Raw genomic sequence first — 18,616 nt, 5'->3', positions numbered from 1 at the left:
CAAGACAACGCAAAGACCTGACAAACACGAACATATCGGATGCGTTCTGCCGCGCCGATATACCCGCAGCTCACCCGGCACGCCCGCGGACCGGCACCGGTGGACCGGCGGACCATACACTGCCGGTCATGCCACCCAGACGCAGGCGCAGCCCTGCGGAATCACGTGCCGAGCTGCTGGCCGCCGCGGCCGAGCTGATCAGGGAACGAGGTCCGGACAACGTCAGCCTGCGGCAGATCGCCGAGGCCGCCGGGGTCGCCCACGGGCTCGTATCCCACTATTTCGGCACGTACGCCGTCCTGGTCCGGGAGGTGCTGCGGGCCGAGAACGACCGGATCGAGGCCCGCGTACGCGAGCGCATCCAGGCCGAGGACGGCGTGCCCACCGCGGCGGGGATGATGGACGTGCTCTTCGACACCCTGGCCGACGAACGTTATCTGCGCCTGTTCGTCTGGACCGAGATGCACGCCGACTACCGGGGCGCCGCGCGGCCGGAGCTGGTGGAGCTGATCGACACGATGGAGGCCGGGATCCGCGCCGCGCTCGCCGGACGGCCCACGCCCAGCCGGTCGCGCATCGAGGCGGTCGTCCTGGTGGGCCTGTCGGCCGCGTACGGGTTCGCGATCGGCGGCCGGTCGTGGCTGGCGGGCCTGGGCCACGATCCCGACGACCCGGCCCGCGAGGCGGAGTTCCGCGTCCAGCTCGCCCGGATGATGGGCGCCCACATGGTGGAGGAGTCCGGGCTGGAGCCGCCCGGCTGACTTGTTCTCCACTTGGAGAATAGGATGGTCCCGTCACTTCGACCACACGGACAGGACCGCCCATGCCCGAGCACCCCGACCTCATCCCCGCCCGGCCGGTACGCCCCTCCGACGAGGACCGCGAGCAGGCGGCCCGGCGACTCCAGGAGGCCGCCGCCGCGGGCCGGATCGAGCTGGCCGAGCTGGACCAGCGGCTCGGCGAGATCTACACGGCCCGCACCCAGGGCGAGCTCGCGCACGCGGGCCGCGACCTCCCCGAACCGGCCCGGACGGACTCACTGGTGGTCCGGGACGAGCCCCACTCGCGCTTCGCCTTCAGCGTGTTCGGCTGGTTCAGCCGCAAGGGCCGCTGGATCGCCCCGCGCGTGTTCACCTCCCTGTCGGTCTTCGGCGGCGGCGAGATCGACCTGCGCGACGCCCGCTTCGCCGACCGGGAGATCCGGGTGCGCGCCTTCGCCCTGTGGGGATACACCGAGATCGTCGTCCCCGACGACGTCGAGGTGGAGGTCAAGGGCCTCGGACTGTTCGGCGCGTTCGACCGGAGCGCCGTCAACAGGAGGCAGGGGGCGCCGCGGGTCGTCGTCAGCGGCCTGGCCCTGTTCGGCGGCGTCGGCACGAAGACCAAGCGGCCCGCCGCCAGGTGAACCGCCCTTCGCCGGTCAGAGGCGGGGGATCTCCACCTCGCGCACGGCCGACAGCGCGGCGGGCGGGAAGTCCGGCCACTGCGGCCCGTGGTGCCCCTCGCCCTGGAGGTGCTTGTCGGCGAACGCCTGGGCGGCGGCCAGCACGTCCGCGACCTGCCGCGCGGTGAGTCTCCCGGACGTCAGCGCCTCCCCCAGCTCGTGCAGGTCCAGCACCCGGTACGGAAGCCCGGGCGGGCCGACGACGAAGTCGACGTAGTGGTCGGCCACCCGGACCGTGTCACCGCTCTCCCGGATCCCGACCAGGTCGATGTACCACCAGCCGGCGCGCTCCGGCCCGAACACCACGGGCTGGTGGAGTTGCACCGACTCGTCCAGCAGCAGGAACGCCCGTTGCCGGCGCCCCGCGCCGGGACGCACGTACCTGCCCTCCGGGATGTCGAACTCGTACGCCGCCACCCGGCCCACCCGGCCCCCCGGGCACGGCAGCTCACCGCGCACAACGGTGACCCGCTCCTGGAGAGTTCGGCCCGCGCTCACACGGCGGATCGTATCGGGGGCCGGCAGCCGGTGGAGTCGTACACCGTCCGGCCGGATGCTCACGTGGGCCTCGGCCCGCAGCCCGGCCGGCCTGGTGTATGGCCAGGTCAGGAGGGGAGGAGCCAGGAAACCGGGATGCTCACACCCGCTCGCGAGACCTCGTGAGAGGGAATCGGAGAACTTCTGACGGTCGCAACCCTGATGTACGGCGCCGGCGACGTCCGCGTCGAGCAGGTGCCCGGCCCGGCCGTCGAACTGCCCACCGACGCGCTGGTCCGCGTCACCGCGTCCTGCATCTGCGGCAGCGACCTGTGGCCCTACGGCGCGATGAGGCCGGAGGAGGGCCCCGCCCGGATGGGTCACGAGTTCATCGGCGTCGTCGAGGACATCGGCTCCCAGGTGACCACCCTCGCCCGGGGCGACCTGGTCGTGACGCCGTTCGCCATCTCCGGCAACACCTGCCGGTTCTGCCGCGAGGGCCTGCACACCTCCTGCGCCGACCCGCAGGCCCGATTCTGGGACGCCGAACCGGACGAGGGCGGCCAGGCCGACGGCACCCTGGTCAAGCTGCCCGTGGAAGCCGACTCGGCCCTCATGCCGTCCCTGCTGACACTCACGGACGTGCTCGGCACCGGCCACCACGCCGCCGTGGCCGGGGGCGTGGGCCGGCGCACCCGCGTCACCGTCATCGGCGAGGGCGCCGTCGGCCTGCTGGCCGTGCTGTCGGCCAGGCGCCCGGGCGCCGAGCAGATCATCCTCATGAGACGTCACCAAACCCGCACCGACCTCGGCCGCGAGTCGGCAAGGTCTTCGACGCCACCACCGACCTCGACGGCGTCCCGGCCGCCTACCGGGACATGGCCGACCGCAAAAGCCTCAAAGTCCTCATCAAGCTCTGACCTGTCGAAGCTCACCCGAGGCGTAAGCCGCGCCGGAACGCCACCCGCGGGCGAAGCCGCTGCCAAGCGGGAGGAAGGAAACAACCCCGCGAGGAACGATCCTCAGCCCGCCAGGCCACCCCGCCCGTTGCTCCCCCGCGCACGGTCGCCATACTGCAGAAGGCGCACGGTGAAGAGCCCCCTGGTGGCCTGAGCACAGACCACCACGGCACCTCCCGCCGACCCGGTGCTCCGGAGCCGCCGTCGGCCCGGAGCACCCGCGCCCACGACATCCACGACGTCGAAAGGCCCTGATGACAGCCGACCAGCCCATCTGCTGCCCCACCTGCAAGGGAGTCCTCCCCGGCCGGCAGCCCAGCGACTACACGGCCGCCCGCGGACGCCTCGTCGTCGTCAACGGCTACTGCCAGGGCCGCTGCCCGGCCCCCGAACAGCGGCCCCGCCTCCAGGCCCCCGCGGAACACCCCGCACCCGCCGAGCACGGCACCCGGCAGCCGCTCAACGTCCCGGCGCCGGCACTCTGAGCCCGGCACACGAGACCGGGCCGCCGCCGCTCAGTCGAGGAGCTCCACGTATCCGTCCGTCCCGTGAACGCGGATCCGCTGCCCGTCCCGGATCAGCCGGGTGGCCCCCTCCACCCCCACCACCGCCGGCAGCCCGTACTCCCGCGCGATCACCGCTCCATGCGTCATCAGGCCGCCCACCTCCGTCACCAGCCCGGCGATGCCCACGAACAGCGGGGTCCAGCTCGGGTCGGTGAAGGCCGTGACCAGGATGTCCCCCGCCGCCAGATCGGCCCGCGCCATGTCCAGCACCACCCGGGCACGTCCCTCGACCGTCCCCGCCGACACCGCCAGCCCGGCCAGCGCCCCCGGCGGCACGTCCTCGCGCTGGTACCGGCCGGCGAGCACCTCGCCGTCCGACGTGAGCACGCGCGGCGGGCGCAGCGTCTCGTGCCATCGGAAGTCCTCCCGACGCCGCAGGACGAGCTCGCCGTCCGCCTCGCCCGTGCGCACGACCTCCTGCAGTTCCTGGAACCGCAGGAAGAAGACGTCCTCCCGGTCCCGCAGCACGCCCGCCCGGACGAGCCGGTCGGCCTCCCGCCACAACGCCTGCTTGTAGGCCAGGTAACGGCAGACCATGCCGTACTTCGGGAACTCCCGATAGCCCGCGAACGTGCGCACCCGGGCGATCATCCGCTCGGTCTCCGCCGCCTTCCCCTCACCGTCTGGCAGGGCCCGCAGGCGCGCCAGCACCTCCCGCTCCTTGCGCAGGGCCTCCTGACGCCCCTGCTCGAAACGCCGCGCCCCGGCACCCGCCGCGAAGTTCCGGACATTGCCGAGAATCACCGGAACGAGCATGGCGGGCCGCTCACTCCAGCGCGTCCGGGTGATGTCGATCTCCCCCGCGCAACGCATGCCGTACTGCTCCAGGAAGCCCCGGACGGCCGCGGCCGCCTCCCGGCCGCCGGGCAGCTCGCCCAGCTCCTCCAGGAAGGCGTCGCCCTCCCGCTCCTCCGCCGCCACCCGCTGCAGGAACGCCACCACCTCCGCGTGCGGACGGATCACGTCCGCGACGTCCAGCAGCGCCAGCCCCATCTCCGACGTGACGTTGTGCGGGACGGACTGCGTCAGCACATCGGCCGCGTTCCGCTCCCCCAGCCACTCCTCCAGATGGTCGTTCAGCCACCAGGCGGCCTCCATCCCCGCCATGATCGCCTGGTAGCTCCGCGGGCCGAACAGCAGACGCCGCAGCTCCGCGATGTCCGCCAGGATGAACTCGAACAGCTCAGGCCCGGACAGCTCCTCGATGCGGCGCCGCAACGCGGCCACGGACTCCCGGCCGTCCCGGACGAGCTCGGCGACCAGCTCCGGATCGGTCTCGATCGGCGCGGGCGGAGCAGCCGCGGGCGCGACACCCGACTCCTCCTGCGGCACCGCGCGGATGAAGTCGCCGCGATCCACCACCGTCTGCAACGCGTCCCGGATGAGCGGATCGGACTTCCCCAGCGTTCCGATGAGGTTCGCCCGGCCCGCGGCCGTCGCCAGGACCGGGGCCACGTCCACGAACAGCCGCCCGCCCGCCTCCGCCATCGGCCGCGACGTCGTCAGCTGCCAGAAGGACAACCCCAGCGGCTTCATCGCGTCGGTCATCATCTGCTGATGCCCCACGGAGACATAGACGTGGTTGTCCTGGTCGTCCGCGACGGGAACCGGGAACAACGTCGTGATCGGCCGGCTCTGGACGACATGGAACTCCTCACCGGCCAGACACCACTCGATGTCCTGCGGCCGGCCGAACCACGCCTCGATCCGCCGCCCCAACCCCACCAGGCGAACCGCCTGCTCATCGGTCAGGGCCCGCCGGACCGACCGCTCGGCCTCGACCGGCCCCTCCTCGGTGCCGCCCGCCGGCGACGCCCGCACCACCCGCGCCTTGGCCCCGACCGACACGTCGACGACCCGGTCGTCCCGCACCGTGTAGACGTCCCCCGCGACCACGCCCGAGACCAGCGCCTCACCCAGGCCCCACACCGCCTCCACGACGGCGGCCTTGCGGTCCGACGTCACCGGATCGGCGGTGAACAGGACCCCCGCCGCCTCGGGGAACACCATCCGCTGCACGACCACCGCCATCCGCACCCCACGGTGATCGAACCCGTTGCGACGCCGATAGACCACCGCCCGCTCCGTGAACAGCGAGGCCCAGCACCGCCGTACGTGCCGGAGCACCTCCGCCGGCCCCACGACGTTCAGGTACGAATCCTGCTGCCCGGCGAAGGACGCCGTCGGCAGGTCCTCGGCCGTCGCGCTCGACCGCACCGCGCAGGCGGCCTGCTCGCCGAGCCGGGCCAGCGACTCCCCGATCGCCGCCACCACGTCGTCGGGCACCGGCGCGCCCTCGATGACGGCGCGGATCTCCGCGCTCAGCGCGCGGACCGCCGCACGGTCGTCCGGGTCCACCTTCGACAGCAGGTCGAGCTGGGCGTCGAACGACGGCGCCGCGGAGACGACCCGCTGGAAGGCGTCGGTCGTGACGCAGAAGCCGTCCGGCACGCGGACGCCGTCGATCCGCGAGAGCTCGCCCAGGGCGACGCCCTTCCCGCCGACGTCCGCGAGGTTCGCCGCATTGATCTGCCCGAACTCCAGCACGTAACCCAATTCCGTCGCTCCATCCTTCGTCGGGGTTGGTTCGCAACGGGCAGTATGAACGACTTTTCGAGGTCTCATGAGGGGCGGAGATCCGCTATAAAGTGAAAGTGAGGGGACGTTCCCCCAGCATCGCGCCCGACCGCCGATCCTGGCCGCTCCGACGTGACTTGCCGTTCGATCGAAGATCAGATTTGCGCCCGGCACATCGCCTTTACTTTGTAGATTAATAGTAGCGCGCCGGAACGAGACGGTGTCGACACACCCACCGCGCAATCACCAGAAAGCCGATAAGGCTACCCCCATCCGGGACGCCCCTCCCCCAGAGACATGAAAAACTAGCGCCCGGGATACGGAAGCACAGCGCCCTCGAAGCGCGAGTCGCAAATCCCCATATAACCGGAAATATCCCCAGCTTCCCGGCGCTCCTCGCGCGCGACGGGTTTGGAAATCGCATGAGTTCTCCGCTTTTGTCACCCAGCGAGGCTTTCTGGCGAATTATTCCAAATGCGGGATTTTGCGTTTCCCTCGCCACCAAAGAGCTGGTCACCCACGCGTCAGGTTCCGTTATAGAGTCTGCACCCGGACCCCGCCGAAGAAAGGTGACAGGCATGCAAGACGCGGCCATCGACCGAGTAAAGCTCATCTTCACCCTGTTCGACGCCGACGGCACCGGTTACCTTGAGGCCGAAGACTTCGACCGTATGGCCAACCGTGTATTGGCGGCGTCCCCTCGTTCCACAGAAGCCGCCAAGAGCGCGATCAGTGACGCTTTCCGCCGTTACTGGACGACTCTTGTCGAGGAACTCGATTTGGACAAAGACGGCCGCATCAGCTTCGAGGAGTACAGCGCGTGCGTCCTGTCCCCCGAACGCTTCGACGACGCGCTGACCGACTTCGCCGAGGCGCTGGCCGAGCTGGGTGACCCCGACGGCGACGGCCTCATCCACCGCACCGACTTCATGGCGCTCATGACCGCCATCGGCTTCAAGCGGCGCAATGTCAACACCCTCTTCGACGCGTTCGGCCCCTCCCAGGACGACCAGGTCAAGGTCCCGGTCTGGGCCGAGGGCATCAAGGAGTACTACAGCCCCGAGAAGGCGGACATCGCGGGCGACCTCCTGCTCGGAGAGTCCAGCTGACGGGCGCCACGAGCCGGCGCGTCCGGCCTTCGACGACGAAAAGGGAGCAGTAGTGGAACCAGTCATCGGACTTGCCATCGGCCGGGGAACGGGCCCCGAGCTCGCGGCCGTCTTCGAGCGGGTGCTGACCGGGATCGCCGACGCCTGCGGCACGAAGGTGGCCCTCACCCGCTCTGAGCGGATCTATCACTCCTACGTGTCCTTGAAGGCCGGCGCGGAGGCCGAGGAGATCCGCGAGAGCACGCGGCAGGACGCCGACCACTACACGCGCTTCTGCCGCTCGCTGGCGGCCGCCGGCGTCCCCGCCGTCTTCCGTACGGCGATCAACGCCCAGTCGCTCTACCTGGTCCGCCAGCGCCTGCAGGCGGTGAAGATCGACGCCATCACCACGCCCGGGGCGTCGCTGCTGCTGGTCAGAGACCAGGCCCAGGGCTTCTACACCGGCGAGAACGTGCATCTTCCCGGCGCGCTCGTCCGCACGATGACCTTCAGCCGGGAGATCACCGAGAAGGTCATCGCGCTGGCCGTGCGCCGGGCGCGCCAGGAGTGGCCCGACGGCCGCATCGACGAGATCGTCATGGCCTACAAGTTCCACCTGCTCGACGGGGCGCTCGACGAGTGGGTGGCCGAGAGCGCCGCCCGCCACGGCGTGCAGATCGGCCTGTTCCAGCCCGACACCGTCAACCGCAACCTCATCGAACGCGGCCCCCGCCCCCGCACGCTGATCATCGCCGGCAACGAGTGGGCCGACATCATGCACGTGGTGCTGCTCGACCGCTTCGGCTCCGAGCGGCAGGAGAACCGCTGCACCGAGAACGTCTACCTGCATCCCGACGCGCGCGGCCTGGTCGAGTACCAGACCGTGCACGGCTCCGCCGACGACCTGGCGGGCACCGGGAGGGTCAACCCGGTGGCCACCGTCCGGGCCGCGGCGGCCATCGCCGAGCGGCACGCGGGGTGCGCCGGAGCGGTGCGGATGGTCGAACGCGCCCTGATGGCGCTCGACCGGCACGGCGTCGCCACCCCCGACGCCGGCGGACGCCACTCCACCACCGGCGTGGTCGACGCCCTCCTCGACGCCCTGGAGCCCGTGGCCCGGCCGGTATCGATGGCGGACTCATGACCGACGAGCAGCCACAGCCCCAGAAGGAACGTTCCATTCCGGTCCCCGGGGAACGCCAGGAATGTGCCGCCGTCCCGGCCGCCGAAGAGCGCCCGCCCGCGCAGCAACGTGCCGGCCTGGCCGCCGAGGAGCGCCCGCCCTTCGCCGAGCGTGCGGCCCTGGTTGTCGTCGACCTGCAGAACGACTTCTGTACCGGTGCCACCGCCCGTGCTCGTTACGCCGGTGACCCGGCGGCTCTGGAGACGGCCGCGGCCAACACGGCCAGAGCCCTCGCAGCGGCGCGAGCCCGCGGCATGGACGTGGTGTTCGTCCGCTTCGTCGGTGACGCCGAGCATCAGGGGCCGAGCTGGCGGCGGCGCGACCTCGCCCAGGGCAAGCCCCTCAAATGCCTCGAAGGCACCTGGGGCGCGCAGTTCCACAAGGTCGAGCCCGCGCCCGGGGAGCCGGTCTTCACCAAGTGGGCCTGCTTCGACGCCTTCCTCAGCGAGGGCTTCGAGCGGCACCTGCGCGGGCGCGGCATCGTCCGCCTGGTGTTCGCCGGCCTGTACACCGACGTCTGCGTGGACAGCACCGCCCGCACCGCGTTCCAGAAGGGCTTCCACATCACGGTGCTGACCGACTGCACCGCCAGCCGCTACCTGCCCGACTCGGAGATCCTGCGCTTCATGGCCGCCCTCTACGGCGCCCATCTCAGCTCCCACGACGTCCCCGGCTCGTGGATCCCGGAACAGGAGACCGCCGCCGTGCCAGCGGCCGGTCGACCGGCCCGAGAGGAGCGCACGTGCCGGACAACCGACAGCTCGAGATCGACAGCGGCGTCGGCCTGACCGCGCTCATGGTCGCCGCCGCGCGGGCGATCGAGACCCACCGCCCCGACTCCCTGGCCGCCGACCCCTACGCCGAGCACTTCGTCCGCGCCTCCGCCGCCTCGGCCGCCTGGCCGACCCGTCCGCGGGACGTGACCGGCGGCGACGCCAACCCTCTGTGGGGCAGGCTCGGGCGCTACTTCGGTCTGCGTACCCGGGTCCTCGACGACTTCCTGCTGCGCGCGGCCAAGGCGGGCATCCGGCAGGTCGTCCTGCTCGGCGCGGGGCTCGACAGCCGGGCTCTGCGGCTCGGCTGGCCGCGGGGACAGGTCGTGTACGAGATCGACCGGCCGGGTGTGCTGGCGTTCAAGGAGCACGTGCTCGCCTCGCTCGCCGTCGAGCCGTCTTCCCCGGTTCGAGGCGTCCCGGCGGCACGGCGTCGGGTGGTCGCGGCGGACGTGGGCGACGACTGGGCCGGCGCGCTGCTGGCCGCGGGCTTCGACGCGAACGCGCCGACCGCCTGGCTGGCCGAAGGGCTGCTGCTCTACCTGGATCCGGAGGTCGAACGGCAGCTCCAGCGGACCATCGACGTTCTGAGCGCCGAAGGGAGCGTCCTGGCGTTCGAGGCCAAGCTCGGGCTGGGGTCGCCGGCGGTCCGCGCCAACCCGGTCTACGCGGCGACCAAGGCGCAGATCGGCGTGGATCTGCTCGCGTTGTTCGACCGGAAGCCGCGTCCTGATTCCATCGGGCTGCTGAGGGGGCGGGGCTGGTCCGCCACCGTCCGTACGCCCTTCGACTTCACCCGTCAGCACGGTCGAGGCCCCCTCCCCGAACCGGACGACGCCTTGGCCACCAACCGCTGGGTGTTCGCCGACAAACCACGACAAAGCCACGTCTTGGGCGTCTCCGTCCCCACATTCCGCGACTGCTGACGGCCGGCTCCCGGGCCAGCCACGAACAGATGGCGAGGCCCCCTCGGCTGCCCCGACCGGTGGCGACCGCGAACGGTGGGAGAGCGGGGCGGCCCAGGTGGCGGGGCCGCGAATGGTGCCATGTGTGGCTGTCGGGCGCTGGTTCGGCTCGGGGGCGGGGCTTGGAGGTTGGTGTCCGGCGGCGGGGCTTGGGGGTTGGTGTCTGGGGGCGGTTGATGGTTGGGGTGGTTCTCAGGTGGTGGAGGTGTGTTCTCGTGCTGAGATCAGGATGTCCAGGATTGCGAGGGTTTCGGCCCATGGCACTGGGTTCGGGGCGCCGTCCACCATGCTGAGGAACGCCTCCATCGTCCGGACGTATCCCAGGTTGTGGACCGGGTCGGGGCCGCTCTCGATCACGATCGACTCGCTGCCGTGCCGGCCGTGGAGGGTCACCGTGTAGGCGTTGTCGTCCGAGACGCCCAGGATTTCGACCGTTCCGACTATCCCGTTCGCCCACTGCAGTGCCAGGACGCCGGTGTCCTCGGACCTGAGTGTCCGGTAGTGGCGTCTGGTTCCGGCTGCGCCGACCAGGCGCACGTCCGGGCCCAGCAGGGCGACCAGCGGCTCGACGCCGTGGATGCCCATGGTCACCATCGTCCCGCCGCCCTCGCCGGGCGTGTCCTGCCAGGCGTTGTAGCCGTCGGCCCACTGGCCCACGTCGTGCCGGACCGTCGCCCGTACCGACAGCACGTCCTGCGTGTCGGCGCGGACCCCGGCGAAGGCGGGCGCGAAACGCAGCACCGAGCCCGACATCACCCGACCGTGCACCGGCAGCCGGCGCAGGGCGTCGAGCTGCTCCCTGGTCGCGGCGGCGGGCTTGTTCACGAAACATGGCACGCCGGTCTCCAGCACCCGGCCGAGGGCGGCGGGCACGTGCGGGTTGGGCAGCGTCAGCACGACGCCGTCCGGGTTTCCCGTCAGCAGTTCGTCGAGGTCGCCCGCCACCTTGGCCTCGGGGTGCTCCTCGGTGAAGCGCCGCAGCCGCTCGGCGTCGGGCTCCCAGACGGTCAGCTCGGCGTGGCGGGTGAGGGTGCGGGCGTCGGTGTACGGATGGCTGGTGGCGAGCCCGGCGAGCGCGATGCGCACAGCTTTCCTCCAAATGGGCGATATTTCAGGAAATGATCCACATCATGTCAGGACCATGGGAACCGCTCCGGCCCCCCTCAGGGGCGAACCACTCCTGTGCCCCAGGGGCAAACCCATTCCTGGAGCACAAGGCCAACCCCGCTCCCGATCCTCCAGGAGCTGACCCGCTCCTCGGTCTCCGGTTCGGGAGCGGCCGTGGAGACGGCGGGCCGGAAGCGTGCAGCCGGACCGGGCCGTGGTTGGTGGTTTCCGGTCGTAGTCCATGACGGTGCTGCTCGGCGTGGGCGGGCAGTTGGGGCCGGCCATCCTGGTTTCCGGTGTGGGCGTCATCGTCTTGAGTGAGGTGCAGGGCGGCCAAGGGGCCGTGGTGAAAACTCGGTGGACCTGAGGGACGGTCGCTGCGAGCATGGCCGGTGATGTACCGAGCGTAGGAACACGTCGATCACTGGCAGGGGGACGGCCCAGGAGCCGTCGCTCCCTTGTCGGCAGCTCTCTGACTCTTCCCTCAGACGATCGACGTGCGGCGCCCGAGCGCGCCCGGAGAAGGACTTTCCATGGACATCCATGAGTACGCCAGGTACGACGCCACCGGCCTCAGCCACCTGATCAGGACGGGCGAGGCCGACGCCGGCGAGGTCGAGGCGGCGGCCCGCCAGGCGCTGGCGCAGGTCGACGAACACGTGAACGGCCTGGCGCTGCCGGTGTTCTCGCCGGCGCTCGACCACGCAGCCGACGGCCCCTTCGCGGGGGTGCCGTTCCTCATCAAGGATCACGGGCCGGTGGCCGAAGGGGTGCCGTTCACGCTGGGAAGCCGCGCCTATCCCGGCGTCCTCGCACAGCGCGACACCGACCTGATGGCGCGGTTCCGCGCCGCCGGCCTGGTCACGCTGGGCCTGACCACGGTGCCCGAGCTGTGCGTCAGCTTCACCACCGAGCCCGTGCGCTACGGGCCCGTACGCAACCCCTGGGCCCTCGGCCGCACCGCGGGCGGGTCGAGCGGCGGCGCGGCGGCGCTGGTGGCGGCCGGGGCTGTGCCGGTCGCGCACGCCAGCGACGGCGCCGGCTCGACCCGCATCCCGGCCGCCTGCTGCGGGCTGGTCGGGCTCAAGCTGAGCCGTGGGCGCGGCCCCTGCGGCCCGGACGCCGGCGAACTGGTGCTCGGCATGGCGGACGAGTTCGTGCTCACGCGCACGGTCCGCGACGCCGCGGGCCTGCTGGACGCGGTCCACGGGCCGGGGGTCGGCGACAAGTACACCGCGCCAACGCCGCGCGGATCGTACGCGCGGGACCTCGTGACGGATCCGGGCCGGTTGCGGGTCGCGCTGACCACCACCTCCTGGATGGGCACGGACGTGGACCCGGAGGTCGCCGCGGCGGCCGTCGCGACGGCCCGCGTGCTGGAGCAGGCGGGGCACGTCGTGGAGGAGGCGAGCCCGGCGGTCGACCGGGATGACGCCATGAGGGCGTGGATCATCGAGGCCGTCGGGGTCGCCTCCCCGTGCCTGCTCGCGCCGCGACAGCCCGACGAGGCCCGGATGGAGGCGGTCTCGCGGGAGTTCCTGAAGGCGGCCAGGCAGGCCACCGCGCTGGACATGCTGGCCGCCTTCGACGCCCAGAACCGGATCACCCGTTCGGCGGCGGCCTTCTTCGCCGGGTATGACGTGCTCGTCACGCCCACCCTGGGCCGTCTGCCGGTGCCGCACGGCACGTTGCGGTATGACGATCCCGGTCAGACACTGCGGGGATGGCTGGAGACGTTGTCCGGGTTCGGGCCGTTCACGCAGTTGTTCAACACCACCGGGCAGCCGGCGATCAGCCTGCCGCTGGGGCAGAGCGCCGGCGGGCTGCCCATCGGCGTGCAGGTCGCCGCCGCCTACGGGCGCGAGGACCTGCTGTTCCAGGTTGCCGCGTTCCTGGAACGGGCGATGCCGTGGCGGGACCGGGTTCCGCCGATCTTCGCGGGCGGCCTGCCCGGGTGACGGGGGGCCGGCCGCTCTGAGGCGGTGGGCGCGGGCGGCTCGGCTTCGAGCGGGGGCATGGTCATACCCGGTCGAGGCCGTTGCCGCCCGTGCGGCCGGTTCAGGGCCGTTGCGCCGACATGGCGGCGGGCCGTCGCGAGCGCGCTGCGAGGTGCCCGTGGACGGCCGCGTCGCGTGAACTCGATCGCCGGCTCGGGTGAAAGACGGGCGACACTACTTCCTTGCAAAGGCTCAACCACATGCCGCCCAGTACAACGCTGTCCGACGCCGCCCTGATCGAACGGTCGTGGCGAGATCCCGAGGACTTCGCCTTGCTGTTCGACCGGCACGCAGGACACATCCACCGTTATGTGGCCCGCCGGCTCGGCGACGACACGGCCGACGACGTCGTCTCCGAGACGTTCCTCGCGGCGTTCAGGCAGCGCCGGGACTACGACACCGCCCGTCCGGAGGCTCTGCCCTGGTTGTACGGCTTCGCGACCAACTTCGTCCGCCGGCACCAGCGTGCAGAGATCAATCGCTACAAGGCGTACTCGAAGGTGGGCGCGCTGCCCGACGCGGACGACGCCGCGGAGCAAGCACTTGAGCGGGCGAGCGCGCAGGCCGTACGCCGCCCGCTCGCCCGGGCGCTGGCCTCGCTGAAGGCCCGCGACCGTGACGTCCTCTTACTCGTGGCCTGGGCCGACCTCACCTACGAGGAGGTGGCCAACGCCCTGTCCATCCCGATCGGAACGGTTCGTTCCCGGCTCAGCCGGGCGCGGGCCATCCTCCGCGACGCCCTCGGCAGCATCGACCCTACGATGGAGCAGACCTCATGAACGACCAGACCGACCTGACCGACCTGCGTGACCTGTTCGCCGGCAAGCCGTACCCGACGGCGGATCGCCTCGCCCCCGCCCGTGCCGCGCTCCTGGCCGAAGCCCGTACGAAGCGCCGGTTCCGGCTCCGGCCGGCCGGGCTGCGGCGTCTGGCGCCGGCAGCGGGCCTGGTCGCGGCGATGGCCGCGGGGGTGATCGTCGTCCAGACGGTCAACTCCTCCGCGCCCGCGAGCGCCGCCGAGGTCCTGCGGCTGGCGGCCGAGGCCGCGACCGCCGCGCCCTGGCCGCAACCCCGCGACGACCAGTTCCTGCACTACGAGCGCGTCGCGGAGTCGCACAGTGAGAAGGGGGTCCGCAACGTCGTTCCGCGCCACAACACGGGTGAGGTCTGGGAGTCCGTGGACGGCTCCCGCACGGGGCTCCACTGGCACAAGCCGGCGAAGACCGTCCCCCGAGGGGGCGAGTACAAGGAGCTCCTGATCCGGTGCCCCGAACGCGGCCTCGGGCGTCCCACCTACGCCGACCTGCGCGAGTGGCCGGTCGACCGGGAGCAGCTCCGGCGCAAGCTGGCCGAACGCGGCAACGAGATGGTCGCCGGCCAGGACATGGCGACCCGGACCTGGTACGGCGTCCGCTCCGTCCTCGGCAGCCCGGTGCCGCCCAGGCAGCAGGCGGCCGTCTTCGAGATCGCCGCGACCCTGCCGGGCATCGAGATGGAGGAGCTCAAGGACGCCACCGGCAAGCCGGGCATCGCGGTGACCCGGGTGGACAACCTGGGGCCCGGGGGTACCGTCTCCCGGGAATCGCTCATCTTCGACAAGACCTCCTACGTCCTTCTGGGCGGGCAGGACTTCGTGCCGGGGCAAGGGCGTGAAGTGTGGTCCGTCACCCGTCCGCAGCTCACCGACGCCCTCCCGGCCTGGTCCAAGTCGGTGAAGCGGAAAGACTGCGCCTGAGCCCGCGTCCGGCGGACCACGGACGGACCGCAGGGCGCGACCACCTGGTGACGGGCGGCTTCGGACTACTCCCGGCGTCGTAGCCGGCCGCGCACTGGTCCCCCGGCGGTAGCGGCAGGTCACTCCGCCGGCAGGACGCCACCGGACGGCGGCGCGACCATCATGGCGGGCATGAGATCAGCAGTGAATGACCGGAAGAGGTCGGAGGTCCTCGGTTCCGCGCTGGACGGCGTGCGCCGCGCGGGCGTGCCGGGCGTGTACGCCGAGGTGCGCGACGCCGGCCGGGTGTGGCAGGGCGCCGCCGGGGTCGCCGACGTGGAGACCGGCACTCCCGTCGAGCCCGGGATGGCGCAACGGGTGGGCAGCATCACCAAGACCTTCGTCGCGGCCGCCGTCCTGCAGCGGGCCGAGCGGGGCGACCTCCAGCTCGACGCGCCGATCGGCCGCTACCTGCCCCGGCTGGTGCCGGGCGGGCGCGGGCAGCGGATCACCGTCCGGATGCTGCTCAACCACACCAGCGGCATCGCCGAGTACCTTCCCGCCGCGTTCCCGTCACTGGGCGGATTCCCGTCACTTCCGGACGTCTCGCCGGAGAGCCTGGACGGCAACCGGTTCACGTACTTCCCGCCGGCCGAGCTGATCAGGATGGGGCTCGCGGCGCCCCCGACCGGCGAGCCCGGCGGCTCTCCCGGCGTCTACTCCAACACCAACTACATGATCCTCGGCCGGCTTCTGGAGCACGTGACCGGCGCCACGGCCGAGGGGTACGTCACCCGGCACGTCATCGAACGCGCCGGGCTGCGTAACACCGCCTTCCCCGGCGGACCGAGGATCGAGCAACCGCACCCGCGGATCTACGAGTCGTTCTTCGGCATGATCGACCCGCCCCGCGACTACAGCGTGTACGACATGTCCTGGGTGCGGACGGCCGCCTCCCTGGTGTCCACCATGGAGGACCTCAACACCTTCTACGGCCTGCTGCTCTGCGGCGAGATCGTCGGCCTGTCCCTGCTGGCGGAGATGCACCGCACGGTCCCGGTCCGCGCCCACACCGGGGAGATCATCGACTACGGCCTCGGCCTGCAGAGGGTCGAGATCCCGGGAGGCGGCACCTGCTGGGGCCACGGCGGCACGGTCTGGGGCGCCACGACGATGTCGCTGACCCGCGACGACGGCAGGCGGCAGATGTCCATCACGACGAACCTGGCGAGATGGAACAGGCCGGACGCGTCGGGCAGGCCCCGGCCCCATCCGATCGACGCCGCCCTGGCCGCCTTCAGCCGGCAGGTCATGGGTCCTCGCAGCAGGGGCGGCAGCCGGGCGTGACCGAGCCCCTGCCGCCGCCCGCCGTGGCCGGACGCGGGGGCGGGGTCAGTCCGCGCGCCGGTACTGGAAGTCGTCGAAGTAGTCGCGAAGCCGCTTGTCGTGCCTCTCCACGGCCCCCGGATCGACGATCCAGAACGCGTACGCCTCCGCGAACAGCTCCCCCGCCGAGGTCTGCGCGTACGGGGTGAGGTCCTGACGCACGCTCTCCTTCTTCACGAACACCACGAAGTTGCGCAGGCACGGGGTGATGTCGTTCCCCTGCGGCGTCTTGTACTTCGCCCGCCAGCGGGCCTCCAGGATCTGCGCGTCGCACCACCGGAGGACCTCGTCCCGGTAGGTCTGCCAGGTCGTCTGGGTCACCTTGGCCGTCACGTCGAGCTTGAGCTGCTCGAACGCGCTTTCCTGCTGGTAGAGGCCCTTCTCGCCGGCCTCGATCCACCCCTGGGCCTTCTCGATCGCGTCGAGCAGGGCGTTGTACTCGGCCTTGGCGCCGGAGCCCGAGAGCTTGGGGCCGAACTCGTTCAGCGCGGTGTTGTCGGTTCTGAGCTGGAGGGCGTCGGTCACCGCGTCCTGCGGGACGCGCTCGGACGGGCGGTACCGCTGCCCGCCGACGCTCTGGACGGCCCAGGCAGCGTTGTTCCGGGACTCGGTCCGGCACGCGGCGCTCTCCACGGCATGGCCGACCTCGTGCAGGATGTCACGCACGCTCGGCGGGCAGGCGCGCGTGGAGGCGCCGCCGTAGAAGCCGGTGCCGTCGTCCCGGAAGATCGCGTCGGTTATCTTGAGCGTGCCGAGCGATCCGGACCAGGGGCCTCTCTCGTAGACGAACTTGCCCTTGTTGTGGCCGTCCGCGCCGGCGAACTCCCGCACCCGCTGGATCTCGATGCCCCGCAGCGCGGACCGGTCGGGGACGGGGACGAGCCGCAGCGCTTCGTGCAGCTTGACCAGGTGCTCGACGGTCCAGGGGCCGGTGATCGCAGCGAGGTCGTAGGTGTTGGTGAGTGACTGCGTCAGCTGGTTCAGGTCGCGGCTCGGCGGCTCGGCACCGGCCGGCAGGCCGCGCCCGACCAGGGTCGCGGTCGCGTGGCGGCCCTGGCCGTAGGCGAGGATCACCTGGCCGACGGTGGTGTCCGTGAGGGGCAGGATCTGGTGGTTGGTCTGGGGGCTGTACTCCTGGGGAGCGTACGAAGCGAGCAGCCACGTCAGGGCGTGCCGTTCCGGATCGGTCAGCTGCCCGTCCGGGAAGGTGACGGTCGCCGAGGCGAGGCCGCGCTGCCTGACCGCGGACGCGGCGACGTCGGCGGTCAGCGGCTGCGGCAGCCGCAGGTCCTGGAGTTTCACGAACGTGTAATCGATCGGCATGGGGTCTCTCCTCCTGATCCCCGCACCCTGCGCCGGGTGCCCTGCCCTGTCCCGGAGCAGCCCTGAGCCGGTTCTGATACGGTCCGTCGCCTTTACAACGTAGATTCCTTACGTCCGGATAGAGAGCAGGCCGCCGGTTGCTCGCGGGGTGGTCGCGGACGGCTCGCGATCAGGTCACGGGGACGGCCTCGGGGCCGCTGGTCGGCTAGCGTCACCGGCATGCCCCTCGCCTCGATTCCCAGCCCTTCCCAAGGGGTCTGGCATCTCGGGTTCGTCCCGATCCGGGCCTACGCGTTGTGCTTCATCGTCGCCATCGGGTTCGGCATCTGGCTGAGCGAGCGCCGCTGGCGCGCCCGCGGCGGCGAGCGGGGCACGATCGGCGACATCGCGATGCCCGCAGTGATCTTCGGGCTGGTCGGCGGCCGTCTGTACCACGTCCTCGTCGACTGGCAGACCTACTTCGGCCCGCGCGCGATCAAGGAGCCGTACCAGGCGCTGTTCGTCTGGGAGGGCGGGCTCGGCATCTGGGGCGCGGTCGCCCTGGGCGGCGTGGGCGTGTGGCTGGCCTGCCGCCGCCGGGGGCTGCCGCTCGGGCCGGTGGCCGACACGATCGCGCCCGGCATCGCGTTCGGGCAGGCCATCGCCCGGTGGGGCAACTGGTTCAACCAGGAGCTGTACGGCAGCCCGACCACCCTGCCGTGGGGCCTGGAGATCGACCAGGCCCACGGCGGCCTGCCGGGCACGCTCTACCACCCCACGTTCCTGTACGAGTCCCTGTGGGACGTGGCCCTCGGCTTCGCGCTGATCCTGGCCGGCCGGCGGCTGCGGCCGGACCGCGGCCGGCTGTTCGCCCTCTACGTCGCCGGTTACACCGCCGGACGGTTCTGGATCGAGGGGCTGCGCATCGACCCGGTCGGCGGCGTGGACCACGCGGTGACGCTGCTGGGCCTGCGGATCAACCAGTGGACCTCGATCATGCTGTTCGCCGGCGCGCTGATCTTCCTCTGGGCGACGCGCCGCAAGGAGCACGAACCGGCCCTGGAGCACAGTGCCTGAC

18 protein-coding genes are annotated in these 18,616 nt (G+C 71.5%); 14 read left to right on the top strand and 4 right to left on the bottom strand.

Annotated elements, in window-relative coordinates; genetic code table 11:
* Positions 1-128 precede the first annotated feature (128 nt).
* Entirely contained in the window at positions 129-761 is a 633-nt protein-coding gene (locus AB0J46_RS44435; RefSeq protein WP_364341377.1) for a TetR/AcrR family transcriptional regulator, read from the top strand.
* Positions 762-823: 62 nt separating this feature from the next.
* Positions 824-1,405 (top strand): DUF1707 domain-containing protein, encoded by a 582-nt coding sequence (locus AB0J46_RS44430; RefSeq protein WP_364341375.1) that lies wholly within the window; start codon positions 824-826, stop codon positions 1,403-1,405.
* Positions 1,406-1,420: 15 nt separating this feature from the next.
* Here the strand turns inward: AB0J46_RS44430 and AB0J46_RS44425 are convergent, their stop codons facing one another.
* Positions 1,421-1,942, bottom strand: a complete 522-nt coding sequence (locus AB0J46_RS44425; RefSeq protein WP_364341373.1) for a hypothetical protein — start codon at positions 1,940-1,942, stop codon at positions 1,421-1,423.
* 201 nt (positions 1,943-2,143) lie between these two features.
* On the opposite strand from AB0J46_RS44425, the gene AB0J46_RS44420 reads away from it, so the two are divergent.
* Both AB0J46_RS44420 and AB0J46_RS44415 read left to right on the top strand, forming a co-directional pair.
* The gene (locus AB0J46_RS44420; RefSeq protein ID WP_364341371.1) at positions 2,144-3,034 is read left to right on the top strand and encodes an alcohol dehydrogenase catalytic domain-containing protein; all 891 of its coding nucleotides are present in this window, start codon (positions 2,144-2,146) and stop codon (positions 3,032-3,034) included.
* Between the two features lie 100 nt (positions 3,035-3,134).
* Complete coding sequence (locus AB0J46_RS44415; protein ID WP_364341369.1) at positions 3,135-3,365, top strand: hypothetical protein; 231 nt, start codon at positions 3,135-3,137, stop codon at positions 3,363-3,365.
* Between the two features lie 30 nt (positions 3,366-3,395).
* Here the strand turns inward: AB0J46_RS44415 and rph are convergent, their stop codons facing one another.
* Positions 3,396-5,993, bottom strand: coding sequence for a rifamycin-inactivating phosphotransferase (gene rph / locus AB0J46_RS44410; protein ID WP_364341447.1), 2,598 nt, complete (start codon positions 5,991-5,993; stop codon positions 3,396-3,398).
* Positions 5,994-6,601: 608 nt separating this feature from the next.
* On the opposite strand from rph, the gene AB0J46_RS44405 reads away from it, so the two are divergent.
* The 4 genes from AB0J46_RS44405 to AB0J46_RS44390 are packed head-to-tail and all read left to right on the top strand — an operon-like array spanning position 6,602 to position 9,993.
* The gene (locus AB0J46_RS44405) at positions 6,602-7,132 is read left to right on the top strand and encodes an EF-hand domain-containing protein (RefSeq protein ID WP_358297003.1); all 531 of its coding nucleotides are present in this window, start codon (positions 6,602-6,604) and stop codon (positions 7,130-7,132) included.
* Between the two features lie 52 nt (positions 7,133-7,184).
* A complete protein-coding gene (locus AB0J46_RS44400) occupies positions 7,185-8,255 on the top strand; it encodes an isocitrate/isopropylmalate family dehydrogenase (RefSeq protein ID WP_364341367.1) in 1,071 nt (356 codons plus the stop codon).
* On the top strand, positions 8,252-9,082 hold the full coding sequence (locus AB0J46_RS44395; RefSeq protein WP_364341365.1) for an isochorismatase family cysteine hydrolase: 831 nt from the start codon (positions 8,252-8,254) through the stop codon (positions 9,080-9,082). The genes AB0J46_RS44400 and AB0J46_RS44395 overlap by 4 nt, the downstream gene beginning before the upstream one ends.
* Entirely contained in the window at positions 9,037-9,993 is a 957-nt protein-coding gene (locus AB0J46_RS44390) for a class I SAM-dependent methyltransferase (RefSeq protein WP_364341363.1), read from the top strand. The genes AB0J46_RS44395 and AB0J46_RS44390 overlap by 46 nt, the downstream gene beginning before the upstream one ends.
* 231 nt (positions 9,994-10,224) lie before the next feature.
* Here the strand turns inward: AB0J46_RS44390 and AB0J46_RS44385 are convergent, their stop codons facing one another.
* Entirely contained in the window at positions 10,225-11,118 is an 894-nt protein-coding gene (locus AB0J46_RS44385) for a Gfo/Idh/MocA family oxidoreductase (RefSeq protein ID WP_364341361.1), read from the bottom strand.
* Positions 11,119-11,380: 262 nt separating this feature from the next.
* On the opposite strand from AB0J46_RS44385, the gene AB0J46_RS44380 reads away from it, so the two are divergent.
* From AB0J46_RS44380 to AB0J46_RS44360, 5 genes are all read left to right on the top strand, one after another.
* Positions 11,381-11,506 (top strand): hypothetical protein, encoded by a 126-nt coding sequence (locus AB0J46_RS44380; protein ID WP_364341359.1) that lies wholly within the window; start codon positions 11,381-11,383, stop codon positions 11,504-11,506.
* 166 nt (positions 11,507-11,672) lie between these two features.
* On the top strand, positions 11,673-13,097 hold the full coding sequence (locus AB0J46_RS44375) for an amidase family protein (RefSeq protein WP_364341357.1): 1,425 nt from the start codon (positions 11,673-11,675) through the stop codon (positions 13,095-13,097).
* A 239-nt stretch (positions 13,098-13,336) separates the two neighbouring features.
* Positions 13,337-13,915 (top strand): RNA polymerase sigma factor, encoded by a 579-nt coding sequence (locus tag AB0J46_RS44370; RefSeq protein ID WP_364341356.1) that lies wholly within the window; start codon positions 13,337-13,339, stop codon positions 13,913-13,915.
* Entirely contained in the window at positions 13,912-14,871 is a 960-nt protein-coding gene (locus tag AB0J46_RS44365; RefSeq protein ID WP_364341354.1) for a CU044_5270 family protein, read from the top strand. Before AB0J46_RS44370 ends, AB0J46_RS44365 begins: the two co-directional genes overlap by 4 nt.
* A 171-nt stretch (positions 14,872-15,042) precedes the next feature.
* Positions 15,043-16,197 carry a serine hydrolase domain-containing protein gene (locus AB0J46_RS44360; RefSeq protein WP_364341352.1) on the top strand — a complete coding sequence of 385 codons (1,155 nt, stop codon included), beginning with the start codon at positions 15,043-15,045 and terminating at the stop codon, positions 16,195-16,197.
* Between the two features lie 45 nt (positions 16,198-16,242).
* Here AB0J46_RS44360 and AB0J46_RS44355 read toward each other — a convergent pair whose 3' ends face one another.
* A complete protein-coding gene (locus tag AB0J46_RS44355; RefSeq protein ID WP_364341350.1) occupies positions 16,243-17,559 on the bottom strand; it encodes a hypothetical protein in 1,317 nt (438 codons plus the stop codon).
* Between the two features lie 219 nt (positions 17,560-17,778).
* On the opposite strand from AB0J46_RS44355, the gene lgt reads away from it, so the two are divergent.
* Positions 17,779-18,615: a prolipoprotein diacylglyceryl transferase gene (gene lgt, locus AB0J46_RS44350; RefSeq protein ID WP_364341348.1), complete on the top strand. Its 837-nt coding sequence runs from the start codon at positions 17,779-17,781 to the stop codon at positions 18,613-18,615.
* Position 18,616: the final 1 nt, after the last annotated feature.

The organism is Nonomuraea sp. NPDC049758, from assembly GCF_040674635.1.
In the GTDB taxonomy this organism is placed as follows: Bacteria; Actinomycetota; Actinomycetes; order Streptosporangiales; family Streptosporangiaceae; genus Nonomuraea.
This window is presented reverse-complemented; position numbering and strand designations above follow the sequence as displayed.